This window comes from Variovorax rhizosphaerae (assembly GCF_037889975.1).
In the GTDB taxonomy this organism is placed as follows: Bacteria; Pseudomonadota; Gammaproteobacteria; order Burkholderiales; family Burkholderiaceae_C; genus Variovorax; species Variovorax rhizosphaerae.
The window spans coordinates 235,882-248,757 of record NZ_JBBKZT010000008.1 but is presented as its reverse complement, the minus strand read 5'-3'; the positions used below and the strand labels follow the sequence as shown (position 1 = coordinate 248,757).

Below are 12,876 nucleotides of genomic sequence, written 5' to 3'. Positions count from 1 at the left end.
GCGTAAATTGACGGCCCGGGAACGCCTTGTCCAAAACTGGCGGCGTTCTTGTCCGAGCGTGTCGTCGCAACCGCAACCCTGGAGCCTCTCCATGAATTACCTGCTCAGCACCGACGTGGTGCCGCGTTCGCAGCGGCTGGCCTATTGGACGGACATGATCTGCAACGTCTACGTCCAGCTGGGCTGCGACCCGGTGAAGCAGCCGGAGCGGGGCGCCTTCGACGGTCGCATCCTGCAGCACGAGCTGCCGGGGCTCAACGTGACGGTGGTGTCCTCCAGCGCGCAGCACGTGACGCGCACGCCCTCGCACATCGCGCGTTCGTCGGACGACTACTTCCTGGCCGCCTTCCAGTCGCGCGGCACCGGCATTGTGCGCCAGGATGGGCGCGACGCGCTGCTGCAGGTCGGCGACTTCGCCATCTACGACACCACGCGGCCCTACGAGTTGGTCTTCGATGCCGACTTCGAGCAGATCGTGCTCAAGGTGCCGGGCCAGCAATTGCGCAGTGCCTTGCGCGACACCGACAAGCTCACGGCGACGACGGTGTCGGGCCGCGAGGGCGCGGGCCACCTGATGATGAGCATGATCCGCACGCTGCGGGAGGACATCGACACCTTGCAGCCCGCGTCGGCCTGTGCGGTCGCGCATGGCGTGCAGAGCATCCTGGTGGCCGGCCTCCAGACCTTGCCTGCCGCGCGCACGCGCGGCGTGAGCCAGCTCACGGCGTACCAGCTGGCGCGCGTGAAGCGGTCCATCGACGAGCGACTGGCCGATCCGACGCTCTCGATCGGCAACCTGGCGGCGAGGCTCGGCATGTCGACGGGGCACATCCACCGGCTCTTTCGCAACGAGCCGGTGACGGCGGCGCAGTACCTCTGGGAGCGCCGGCTGGATGCTTGCAGCCGGGACTTGCTGGAGCCACGGCTGGCGGGCCGGCCGGTGGCGGAGATTGCCTATGACCGGGGCTTCAACGATGCGGCGCACTTCAGCCGCGCGTTCCGCGAGCGATTCGGCAGCTCGCCCAGGGAGTGGCGCCGGCAGAAGGTGTGAGTAATCCTGCTGTGGAAGCCGATCTCGGGTCTGCGGTGTTGGCTCCGGCTTGACAAGCGCCACCGCGCAGTTGTCAGCCTCTGCCGCAACGTCGTTGTCACCGCACGAGAGTGCGGTTCCGCTCCGCGAACCGGCCTCCCGGCTGACGCCCTCGCTACGGGATCTTCAAACCTTCTGCGCCGTGCCAAGCATCCAGTCTCGATCGCCAAGTCGTATCGACTTGAGGTACGTGGCGCAACCTCCGGTTTGTTAAAATTCTCACAAACCGAGAGGAATCCGACACATGGCATCGCCCGCACACGCCGCAAGACTTCAAAGCCTCAACGATGCGCTTTCACGCGACGGCGTGTTGCGGCTGCGCGAGGCGGCGCAGTTGCTGCAGGTGTCGGAGATGACGGTACGCCGTGCGGTGTCGGCACACCCGGAGATGTTCGCGTACCTCGGTGGCTACATCGTCAAGGCGAGCGATCTGGGCGCAGGGTCCGGCTACAACCTGCAGGAGGAAGAGCGCAGCCAGGCGCTGGCCAAGTCGGCCGCGTGTGCGCATGCGTGCAGCCTGATCGGGCCGGAGGACACCGTCTTCATCGATTGCGGCACGACGCTCGAGCACTTGGCGCTGCAGCTGCCGCCGGACCTGCCGGTCACGGTCATCTGCTATTCCCTCAACCTGGCGACGCGGCTGGCCTCCAAGTCTGCGGCCCGGCTGGTCATGCTCGGCGGCCTGTTCCACCAGGGATCGGCCGCTTTTGTCAGCGCCAACAGCTGCACCACGCTGGCGGGCTTCGGCATTACAAAGGCCTTCATTTCCGCGGGCGGGATCGATGCCCAGCGGGGCGTGAGCTGTTCGAACATGTACGAGGTGCCCATCAAGCAGCAGGCCATTCGTTCGGCGCACGAGAAGTACCTGGTCGCGGACTCCAGCAAGTTCAACCGGCTCAAGCCGGCCCTGTTCGCGAGCCTGTCGGAGTTCGACGCGATCATTTCGGAGAAGGGCATCCACCGCCAGCCCTGAGGCAAAGCTGAACAAGGCGCCGTGCTGGCAGGTGCACGAGTGCGCGACGCGACTTGTCCAACCTCGGGCAAAGCGCACGTGATCAGTCATGAATGGCTTGACTTGCCTTTCTTGCGGATGTTAGATTAATAACAAAATAGTGTTATTAAAATAACCTCCAGGAAACAGTGCCCGGCGCATGACAGACATGGACACCCAGACAGAAAGGATCGCCCTGCGATTGATGGACCTCACATCCCTCAACGACGAAGGCGCGCGACGTGCCGCGCAGATCCTGCTGGAACGCGGCGCGGGCTGCGTCGTCATCACGCTGGGGGCGCGCGGCGCCTTGCTGCACGACGCCCATCGATCGCTGCTGATCCCGACCTTCAACGCGGGCGCGGTGGTCGACACCTCCGGCGCCGGCGATGCCTTCAATGGCGGCTTCGTGGCCGCACTGGCCGAGGGCCTGGCCTTGCCCGAAGCTCTGCGCTTTGCCAGCGCCGTGGCCGGCATCTCGGTCACGCGGCCGGGCACCGCTTCTTCCATGCCATCGCGCGCCGAGGTCGAGGCGCTGCTGGCCGCTTCTCACTGACCCAAGCCTCGCTACAAGAACCATTCAAGGAGATGACCAATGAATTCGCCTGATCGCAACACCCCGCAACCCCGCGGCTTGTCCCGTCGCCAACTCGTCACCGCGGTGGCGGCGAGCGCCCTGACCGGGTTCGCCGGCAGTGCCAGCGCGGCGACCTTCCCTGACCGCGCCCTCAAGGTGATCCTGATGTTTCCGCCGGGCGGCGGCTCGGACAGCCAGGCGCGCCTGGTCTCCGAGAAGCTGAGCGGACTGCTCGGCCAGCCGGTGGTGGTCGAGAACCGGCCGGGCGGCGGCGGCACCATCGCGGCCAACGCGGTCAAGTCCTTGCCGGCCGACGGCTACACGCTGCTGCATTCGGCGATCGACCTGATGACGCTCACGCCGGCCTTCAATGCGGCGGCCACCTACTCGCCGCAGGACTTCCTGCCGCTCGCCTCCATCGCGACCGCGCCGCCCTTGCTGATCGCCCGCTCCGAGTTCCCCGCCAACAACGTCGCGGAACTGGTGGCGCTGGCCAAGAAGAAGCCCGGCGCACTCAGCTACGGCACCTGGGGACCGGGTAGCGTGCCGCATGTGGCCGGCGAGTGGCTGCAGCAGCAGACGGGCATCCAGCTCACGTCCATTCCGTACAAGGGCGAGGTCCCGCTCATCCAGGACATGCTGGGCGACCAACTGCCGCTGGGCTGGGCCACCTTGCCCGCGCTGCTGCCCCACTTGAAGGCCGGCAAGTTCAAGGTGCTGGGCGTTGCCGCGGCCAGGCGCGAGCCGCTGCTGCCCAACGTGCCCACCTTCATCGAGCAAGGCATGCCCGACTTCGCCATCTCCGGCTGGATGGGCCTGTTCGTGCGCAAGGGCACGCCGCCCGAACTGGTCACGCTGCTCAACGCAAAGATCAACGAGGTCCTGAAGATGCCGGACGTGCAGGAGCGCATCAAGGGCGTCGGCCAGACCCCGGTCATTTCCACCAGCGCGCAGTTCGGCGAGATCGTCGCCAAGGATGCGACGCGCCTCAAGCCCACGCTGGAAGCGTTGGCGCCGGCCATCCGCAACTGAGCGAGCGATGAAATGAACGCCAAGCGCAAGATCATCATCGACCAGGACGCCCACGGCCCTGCGTCGACCAACCTGCAGTCCATCCTGATGCTGCTGCAGGCGCCGGAGGTCGAGGTGCTGGGCATCTGCGTGGTCAGTGGCGATGGCTGGTGCGACGAGAACGTCGCCCACACCTTGCGCCTGCTGGAGATCGCCGGACGCACCGACGTGCCGGTACTTCGCGGCGCCGCCTTGCCCTTGCTCAATTCACAGCGCCGCATGCAGAGGTGGGAGGGCCTGCATGGCCTCTGTTCTGGAAGGGCGCATGGACCGAGCGCCTGTTCGATGGACCGCCGAGCGCCGGGGCGCATCCCGACCAGCCGCACTTCATCCTTGAGCTGGCGGAGGGCATGCCGATGACGCAGGCCGCCCCGGGAACGGCGGCCGAATTCCTGGTGCGCAGCGTGCGGGCGCATCCCGGCGAGATCAGCATCTGGGCCGAGGCCCGCTGACCAACCTGGCCCTCGCGTCGCGGCTCGACCCTGCCTTCGCATCGTTGGCGGCGGAACTGTTCTTCATGGGCGGCAGCTTCCGCCCGGTCGCGGCCGACAACCACTTCGCCGAGGAATACCGTCACAACCCGCGCCACGAGTTCAACCTGCGCTGGGACCCGGAGGCTGCCTCGCTGGTCCTGAAGGAGCCGTGGCGGCGCATCGCACAGATCCCCGTGGATGCCACCAGGCGCACACACTGTGGTCGGCCGACCTGCAGGGCAGGGCGGGCGCGGGCGGGGCGACATGGAGCGACTACCTGGGCCGGTTCGGCCGCTGCCTGCCGATGTGGGACGAAGTCGCTGCCGCCGTGTGGCTGGACCTGGCGCTGGGCACGCGCCGCGAGACCATGCTGGTGGACGTGGACACCGCCTTCACCGCCAACTACGGCGGTGTGCTGAGCTGGCCCCTCGGCCGGGGGCCGGGCCTCGGCGAGCAAGCTCTCGAGGTGGTGCTGGACGTCGACGTGGCGCGTGTCGAGGATTTGGCGCTGCGGCTTCTTTGCGGCGACCCTGACTTCGAAGCACCTGCTCACATGCCCGCGCTTGCCCATGTCGTCAGCCTTCCAAGATAATAAAAAAGGACACGCCAAAAGTCCGAATGTCGGTGGCTGAACATTCGGCGAATACAAAAGACAACGGGAGACAACACCATGAGTCCATCCGCACACCGTGCCACGCGCCCCTGCGACCCGGTGCCACGCGCCCGAAGGCATACCCCGAGGATCTCCGCGGCCCATCCCTGACCTGGGCTTGAGCCATGAATGCCGCTCGCTGGTTTTCAGCGTCCTACGGCGAGGCGCGCGCGCGCTTCCTCCGCGCTGCGGCGCGCAATGACATCGCGGTACAGAGCCATCTGCTGGCCACCCATCGCGGCCTGGAGGACGAGCAATTGGCGACCGATGTCGTGCGCCTCGGCCCCCCGAATGCGAAACGCCTGCTGGTCACAACGTCCGCCACCCATGGCGTCGAGGGCTTCTGCGGCTCCGCAGCGCAACTGGCCCTGCTGTATGACAAGCCCTTGCAAGCGCTGCTGCGCAAGCTCGACGTGGCGATCCTCATCGTCCACGCGATCAATCCCTACGGCTTCTCGCACCTGAGCCGGACGACCGAGGACAACATCGACCTGAATCGCAACAGTGTCGACTTCGGCCAGCCCCTGCCGCGCAATGAAGCCTACGACCTGCTCGACAATTTCCTGGTGCCCGAGGACTGGCCGCCGTCGCGCGCCAACGAACGCGCCATCGAGCGTTACATCGCCGATCGCGGCGAGATCGCCTACCAGCAGGCCGTGACGGCGGGGCAGTACACCCATGCCGAGGGCATGTGCTTCGGCGGACGCCGCAAGGCCTGGAGCACGCAGGTGCTGCAAAGCCTCTTCACGCAATTCGGCAGCAACTGCCAGCGCATCGGCTGGATCGACATCCATGCGGGGCTCGGCCCGTACGGGCATGGCGAGAAGATCTGCTTTGGCAAGGCCGGCACGGAAGAAGTGCAGCGCGCGCGTGACTGGTGGGGCGCCGACGTGATCTGTCCGGGCGAAGGAACCCCTGCCGAGTCGACCGCATGGGGGCGGGTGTGCGACACGCTGCGCACGGCATGCCCGCATGCGGAGACCGCCGCCATCGCGATCGAGTTCGGCACGGTGCCCCTGGTCGACATGCTGCACATGCTGCGCGCCGACACGTGGCTGCGCCGCCACCCCGACGCGCCTGAATCGCAGCAGCATGCGCTGCGCGACGAGATCCGCGCCGCCTTCTGCTGCGAGGAAGAGGGCTGGATGGGCCTGACCCTGGGCCAGTCGCGCGGGGCGATCCTGCAGGCGGTCTACGGGTTGTCACGCACGGGTGAAAGGTCGCATTAGGGCCTGTTGACTGGTGTCATGATGTGTGCCCTTCAATGAGGTACATGACATGGGCGCACAGTGGAAAGCAAAGGGCAAGGAAATTGCCGCCAACGCCAAGGGCCGGCTGTTCAGCCGCCTGGCCAAGGACATCATGGTCGCGGCACGCGCGGGAGCCGACCCGGCAGGCAATTCGAAGCTGCGGCTGGTGCTGGAACAGGCCCGCAAGGTGTCGATGCCCAAGGACACCATCGACCGGGCGATCAAGAAAGGCTCTGGCGTTGGCGGAGACGCGGTGCACTTCGACCATGTGATCTACGAAGGCTTTGCGCCGCACCGCGTGCCGGTGATGGTCGAATGCCTGACCGACAACGTGAACCGCACCGCGCCGGAGATGCGGGTGCTGTTCCGCAAGGGCCAGCTCGGCTCGTCCGGCTCCGTGTCCTGGGACTTCGACCATGTCGGGATGATCGAGGCCGAGCCCGCGCAGGCCGGCGCGGACCCGGAGGTGGCCGCCATCGAAGCGGGCGCGCAGGACTTCGAGCCGGCCAATGAAGACGGCGTCACGCTGTTCATCACCGAGCATGCGGATCTCGACATCGTGAGCCGCGCGCTGCCGGCGCAGGGCTTCACCGTGCTGACGGCCAAGCTGGGCTACAAGCCGAAGAACCCGATCGACCCCGCCAGCCTGAGCGCTGGAGACCTGGAAGAGGTCGAGAGCTTCCTGGCGGCGATCGATTCGAACGACGACGTGCAGAACGTGTTCGTCGGACTGCGGTCTTGATGCCGCCTGCTCCACGAAGGGCTGAGCAAGTCCCGCATAGCGTGCATCCTAGGGGCTAACCCCTAATTGGCGCGAATAGTGATCGAGTGTGTTCGATCATCGAACGCGCACGGAGTCGGAGAGATTGTGAACGGGGACGGCTGGTTTCACAGTCGCTCCCATGCACAAACAAGAGACAAATCGTGAAGCACACGTCACCGGCACCGCCGGTGAAATCGGCGCTGATGTTGGCGTGATCGTTGGCCGCGGCTTCCGCCGCGAGGGCTGAAATCATGCGCAGATCCGTCGCCACCGTATCGCTCAGCGGAACGCTGCGCCAGAAGCTCGAAGCCATCGCCGCCGCCGGATTCGACGGCATCGAATTGTTCGAGAACGACTTCATCAACTTCAACGGCAAAGCCGCCGACCTGCGCAAGATCACCCAGGACCTGGGCCTGGGCATCGACCTGTACCAGCCCTTCCGTGATTTCGAAGCCAGCCCGCCGGCGCAGCACCTGCGCAACCTGGAGCGTGCCGAGCGCAAGTTCGATGTGATGCAGGCGATGGGCGCGGAACTGGTGCTGTGCTGTTCCAACACCTCGCCGCTGGTTATCGACAGCCCGGAGCTCGCGGCCGAGCAACTGCACGAACTGGCCGAACGCGCGAAGCAACGCAACCTGCGCATCGGCTTCGAGGCGCTGGCCTGGGGCAAGAAGACCTCGCTCTACGGCCAGGCCTGGGACATCGTGAAGCGCGCCGATCATCCGAACCTCGGCCTGATCCTCGACAGCTTCCACACCTATTCGCTGCAGGACGACCCGGCCGGCATCGCCGACATCCCCGGCGACAAGATCTTCTTCCTGCAGATGGCCGACGCGCCGCTGCTGGCGATGGACGTGCTGCAGTGGGCCCGCCACCATCGGTCGTTCCCGGGCCAGGGCGAGTTCGACATGGTGAGCTTCCTGGAGAAGACGCTGCTGGCTGGCTACACCGGCCCGCTGTCGCTGGAGATCTTCAACGACGTGTTCCGCGAAACGCCGAACAAGCGCACCGCGGTTGACGCGATGCGTTCGCTGCTGTACCTCGAAAGCCAGGTGCGCGACCGCCTCGCCAAGGCACCGGCGACCGACGTCAAGGCGCAACGTGCGCTCAAGACCATCGACCTGTTCAACCCGCCGGCCGCGCCCAAGCTGTCGGGCTACTCGTTCCTCGAATTCGCCGCCGACGAAACATCGGCCGTGTCCCTGGGCACGATGCTGGAGCAACTGGGCTTCAAGCGCGTCGGGCGTCATCGCTCGAAGGCGGTTGTGCTTTACAGGCAGGGCGACATCCACATGATCGTCAACGCGCAACCGGACTCTTTTGCACGCGCCCGGTTCAACCTGCATGGCACATCGGTCTGCGCCCTCGGCCTGCGCACCGCCGATCCGGCCGCCGCCGTGGAGCGCGCCACCGCGATGATGTCGCAGCGCCATGACAGCCCGGTCGGCCCGAACGAACTGCATGTGCCCGCGATGATCGCGCCGGGCGGCAACCTGGTTCACTTCGTTTCGTCCGAACTGGGCGACTCCGGCCTGTACGAAGCCGATTTCATCCTTGAAGACACCGCCGCCGTACCCGGCGCCGGCCTGCACCGCATCGACCATGTCGCGCTGGGCCTGCAACTGGACCAGCTCGACACCTGGGTGCTGTTCTCGCGCGCCGTGCTCGGCCTGGAAACCGGCGAGAGCCTGGAGCTGGCCGACCCCTTCGGCCTGATCCGCAGCCGCGGCGTCGCCAATGCGGACCGCAGCGTGCGCCTGGTGCTCAACGTGTCGATGAGCCAGCGCACCCGCACCGCGCAGACGGTGAGCCGCACCGGCGGCGGCGCCGTGCATCACATCGCGCTCGACTGCGCGGACATCTTCGACACCGTTGCCAAGCTGCGCGCCAACGGCCTGCGCTTCGTGCCGATCTCCGACAACTACTACGACGACCTGCCCACGCGCATGGACATCGATCCCACGCTGCTCGCCAACATGCGCGCAGCAGGCGTCCTGTACGACCGCTCGGCCGCTGGCAGCTACCTCCACATCTATACCGAAAGCTTCGAGAACGGCCTGTTCTTCGAGGTGGTGCAGCGCATCGATGCCTATGACGCCTACGGCGCCAGCAACGCGCCCGCACGCATGGCATCACAGGCCCAGCAACAGTAGACCCTCCCACCGCAACCACCTCAAACCCTCGCCCGCAGAAAACACCCGGAGACACATCCCAATGACAACACCTGCCACCTCGCCTCACGGCAACCAGTCGAAGAAAGCCACCGCCAGTGGCTGGATCGGCTCGGCCCTCGAGTACTACGACTTCTTCATCTACGCCACCGCCGCGGCGCTGATCTTTCCGCAGATCTTCTTCCCCAAGGGCGATCCGCGCATGGCCATCATCGCGTCGCTCGCGACCTACGGCGTGGGTTACGTCGCGCGTCCCATCGGCGCCTTCGTGCTCGGCCACTGGGGCGACACGCACGGCCGCAAGAACGTGCTGGTCATGTGCATGTTCCTGATGGGCTTCTCGACCATCGCCGTCGGCCTGCTGCCGACCTACGACCAGGTCGGCCTCTGGGCGCCGGCGTTGCTGGTCGCGATGCGGCTGATCCAGGGCTTCGCGGTGGCCGGCGAGATCTCGGGCGCCAGCTCGATGATCCTGGAGCACGCACCCTTCGGGCGCCGCGGCTTCTTCGCCAGCTTCACGCTGCAGGGCGTGCAGGCCGGCCAGATCATGGCCGCCGCGGTGTTCCTGCCGCTGGCGCACTTCATGGACAAGGATGCCTTCAACAGCTGGGGCTGGCGCATTCCCTTCCTGCTGAGCTTCATCGTGATCGTGGCCGGCTACATCATCCGCCGTGAAGTCGATGAGACGCCGGCCTTCGTGGACGTCGACGCCAAGGGTGAAAAGCCGAAGGCCCCGATGATCCAGGCCGTCGTCGAAAGCTGGCGCGACATGCTGCGCGTGATGTGCTGCTCGCTGATGAACGTGATCCCGGTCGTGACCACCATCTTCGGCGCGGCCTACGCCGTGCAGCCCGGCTACGGCATCGGCTTCGACAAGGACGTGTACCTGTGGATCCCGGTGATGGGCAACATCGTGGCCGTGCTCGTGATCCCGCTCGTGGGCAACCTGTCGGACAAGATCGGCCGTCGCATCCCGATCATGGTTGGCGCAATCGGTGCGGGCCTGCTGTCCTTCGGCTACCTTTACGCCATCAGCATCCACAACGTCCCGTTGGCGATCGTGTTCTCGCTGCTGATGTGGGGCGTGGTGTACCAGGGCTACAACGCGATCTTCCCGAGCTTCTACCCGGAGATGTTCCCGACTCGCACCCGTGTCTCCGGCATGGCGATCTCGCAGAACCTCGGCACGCTGATCACCGCGCTGCTGCCGGCCCTGTTCGTCGCCGTGGCCCCTCCCGGCGCGACCAACATCCCGGTCCTGATCGGCACCATCACGCTGTCCATCTGCGTCGTCGCAGCCATCGCGGCCTTCACCGCCCGTGAAACCTACCGGGTGCGCATGAAGGACCTGGGCAACCCGAACGCGGTGCCCGTGCCCAAGGCCGAGTACGACCGGCTGCGCGAACAGGCTGTGGCCGACGGCAAGCTGCAAGTTGCTTCGGCTTGACAAAGGTAGTCGATAGTCATTTCAGGCAAATCGAGGCAATCCCGCCCGAAACGCCTGTAGACGTGTAGACGCTGTCCGGGCCGATGCGCAAGCATTGGCCCATGTCTGAAGAAAAAATCGAGTTTTACAAGGGGCCGGCAGCGGGATGGGGCGCGCTTCGCGCCGTGACCAATGCGCTGTTGCAGCAAGAGGCGACGCTCAAGGGCGGGAAGCTGCTCCTGTCAGCCAACCAGCCGGACGGTTTCGACTGTCCGGGTTGCGCCTGGCCCGACCGGGACCACCACTCCAGCTTCCAGTTTTGCGAGAACGGGGCCAAGGCCGTGGCCGCCGAAGCCACCTCGCGACGCGCAGGCCCCGAGCTCTTCGCGCAGTACACGGTGACCGACATGATGGGGCAGAGCGACTTCTGGCTGGAAGACCAGGGCCGCCTCACCCACCCCATGGTCTACGACGCGTCCACCGACAAGTACGAGCCGATCGCATGGGACGACGCCTTCGCCCTGATCGCCAGGCACCTCAACGCCTTGCCCGACCCGAACCAGGCGCTGTTCTATACCTCGGGGCGTGCCAACAACGAGTCGGCGTTCCTCTACCAGGTGTTCGTGCGCGAGTACGGCACCAACAACTTCCCCGACTGTTCCAACATGTGCCACGAGCCGACCGGCACCGCCATGAACCGGCAGTTCGGCGTAGGCAAGGGCACGGTCACGCTCGACGACTTCAGCCTGGCCGAGGCGATCTTCGTGCTGGGCCAGAACCCGGGCACCAATCACCCGCGCATGCTGACCGAACTGCGCGCGGCCAACAAGCGCGGTGCACGGGTCGTCAGCTTCAACCCGCTGCGCGAGCGCGGCCTCGAGCGCTTTGCCGATCCGCAGGACAAGTTCGAGATGGCCACCTTCGGCTCGTCGCCGATCAGCACCAACTACTTCCAGTTGCGCGTGGGCGGGGACCTCGCAGCCATCAAGGGAATGATGAAGCACCTGCTCGAGCGCGAGGACGCGGGCGAAGCGGTGCTGGACCATGAATTCATCGCGACGCACTCCGTCGGTTTCGACGCGCTGGCGCAGGACCTGCGCAGCGAGTCCTGGGCCTTGCTGGCGCAGGAGTCGGGCCTGAGCGAGGCGCAGTTGCATGAGGCCGGCGAACTCTATCGCTGCGCCGGCAGCGCCATCATCTGCTGGGGCATGGGCATCACGCAGCACAAGCATGCGGTGGCGACGATCCAGATGATCGGCAACCTGCTGATGATGCGCGGCAACATCGGCCGTCCGGGCGCGGGTGCGTGCCCGGTGCGCGGCCACAGCAACGTGCAGGGCGATCGCACGGTGGGCATCTGCGAGAAGCCCTCGGCTGCGTTCCTCGACCGCATGCGGGACGTGTTCGGCTTCGAGCCGCCGCGCAAGCACGGCCATGACGTGGTCGACTCGATCCGGGCCATGCTCGACGGCAAGGCCAAGGTCCTCTTTGCACTCGGCGGCAACTTTGCCGCGGCCACGCCGGACACCTTCGAAGTCTGGAAGGCGCTGCGCCAGTGCGACCTGACGGTGCACGTCACCACCAAGCTCAACCGGAGCCACATCGTGCACGGGCGCGAGGCGCTGATCCTGCCCTGCCTCGGCCGCACCGAGATCGACGTGCAGGCGGGCGGCCTGCAGGGCGTGACGGTGGAAGACTCGATGAGCATGGTGCACATCTCGGCGGGCATCAACGCGCCGGCGTCGGAGCACCTGCTGTCGGAGCCGGCCATCATCGCGCGCATGGCCGCGGCCACGCTCGGCGATCGCAGCAAGACCGAGTGGCTCTGGATGATCGAGGACTACAACCGCATCCGCGACAAGATCGAAGCCGTGTTCGACGACTTCAAGGACTTCAACGCGCGCATCAAGGTGCCTGGCGGCTTCCGCCTGCGCGTGGCCGCAAGCGATCGCATCTGGGAGACGGCTTCTGGCAAGGCCAGCTTCCTCACGCATCCTGTGTTGCAGGACACGGCCTCGCACCGTGCCCGCGCGACGGTGCGCGACACGGTCGTCTTCACGCTGATGACCACGCGTTCGCACGACCAGTACAACACCACCATCTACGGCCAGGACGATCGCTACCGCGGCGTGTTCGGCCAGCGCCGCGTGGTGTTCATCAATGCCGAGGACATCCGTGCGCTGGGCATGAAGGATGGCGACTGGGTCGACATCAAGGCGGTCTGGGGCGATGGCGTCGAGCGCCGTGCGGACAAGTTCAGGCTCGTGAGCTACGACATTCCGCGCGGTGACATCGGGGCCTACTACCCGGAGACGAATCCGCTGGTGGCACTGGCATCGGTGGCCATCGATGCAGGCACGCCCACTTCCAAGTCGATACCCGTGGTGCTGGTGCCGCACGGGGCGTGACGGT

At 66.1% G+C, this 12,876-nt stretch carries 12 protein-coding genes; all 12 read left to right on the top strand.

The window, feature by feature from the left end:
- The first annotated feature begins 91 nt into the window (after window positions 1-91).
- Window positions 92-1,051 (top strand): AraC-like ligand-binding domain-containing protein, encoded by a 960-nt coding sequence (locus WKW82_RS18650; protein ID WP_340343807.1) that lies wholly within the window; start codon window positions 92-94, stop codon window positions 1,049-1,051.
- Window positions 1,052-1,334: 283 nt separating this feature from the next.
- The gene (locus tag WKW82_RS18645) at window positions 1,335-2,063 is read left to right on the top strand and encodes a DeoR family transcriptional regulator (RefSeq protein ID WP_340343806.1); all 729 of its coding nucleotides are present in this window, start codon (window positions 1,335-1,337) and stop codon (window positions 2,061-2,063) included.
- A 187-nt stretch (window positions 2,064-2,250) separates the two neighbouring features.
- Window positions 2,251-2,637, top strand: coding sequence for a PfkB family carbohydrate kinase (locus WKW82_RS18640; protein WP_340343805.1), 387 nt, complete (start codon window positions 2,251-2,253; stop codon window positions 2,635-2,637).
- Window positions 2,638-2,676: 39 nt separating this feature from the next.
- Entirely contained in the window at window positions 2,677-3,690 is a 1,014-nt protein-coding gene (locus tag WKW82_RS18635) for a Bug family tripartite tricarboxylate transporter substrate binding protein (protein WP_340343804.1), read from the top strand.
- A 12-nt stretch (window positions 3,691-3,702) separates the two neighbouring features.
- Window positions 3,703-4,089 carry a nucleoside hydrolase gene (locus WKW82_RS18630; protein WP_340343803.1) on the top strand — a complete coding sequence of 129 codons (387 nt, stop codon included), beginning with the start codon at window positions 3,703-3,705 and terminating at the stop codon, window positions 4,087-4,089.
- 136 nt (window positions 4,090-4,225) lie between these two features.
- Window positions 4,226-4,621 carry a nucleoside hydrolase gene (locus WKW82_RS40640; protein WP_422823513.1) on the top strand — a complete coding sequence of 132 codons (396 nt, stop codon included), beginning with the start codon at window positions 4,226-4,228 and terminating at the stop codon, window positions 4,619-4,621.
- On the top strand, window positions 4,507-4,794 hold the full coding sequence (locus WKW82_RS18625; RefSeq protein WP_340343802.1) for a nucleoside hydrolase: 288 nt from the start codon (window positions 4,507-4,509) through the stop codon (window positions 4,792-4,794). The genes WKW82_RS40640 and WKW82_RS18625 overlap by 115 nt, the downstream gene beginning before the upstream one ends.
- A 185-nt stretch (window positions 4,795-4,979) precedes the next feature.
- Entirely contained in the window at window positions 4,980-6,083 is a 1,104-nt protein-coding gene (locus WKW82_RS18620) for a M14 family metallopeptidase (RefSeq protein WP_340343801.1), read from the top strand.
- 49 nt (window positions 6,084-6,132) lie between these two features.
- A complete protein-coding gene (locus WKW82_RS18615; RefSeq protein WP_340343800.1) occupies window positions 6,133-6,846 on the top strand; it encodes a YebC/PmpR family DNA-binding transcriptional regulator in 714 nt (237 codons plus the stop codon).
- A 272-nt stretch (window positions 6,847-7,118) separates the two neighbouring features.
- A complete protein-coding gene (locus WKW82_RS18610; protein ID WP_340343799.1) occupies window positions 7,119-9,020 on the top strand; it encodes a bifunctional sugar phosphate isomerase/epimerase/4-hydroxyphenylpyruvate dioxygenase family protein in 1,902 nt (633 codons plus the stop codon).
- A gap of 61 nt (window positions 9,021-9,081) precedes the next feature.
- On the top strand, window positions 9,082-10,485 hold the full coding sequence (locus WKW82_RS18605; RefSeq protein WP_340343798.1) for an MFS transporter: 1,404 nt from the start codon (window positions 9,082-9,084) through the stop codon (window positions 10,483-10,485).
- Between the two features lie 101 nt (window positions 10,486-10,586).
- Entirely contained in the window at window positions 10,587-12,872 is a 2,286-nt protein-coding gene (locus WKW82_RS18600) for an FdhF/YdeP family oxidoreductase (protein ID WP_340343797.1), read from the top strand.
- Window positions 12,873-12,876: the final 4 nt, after the last annotated feature.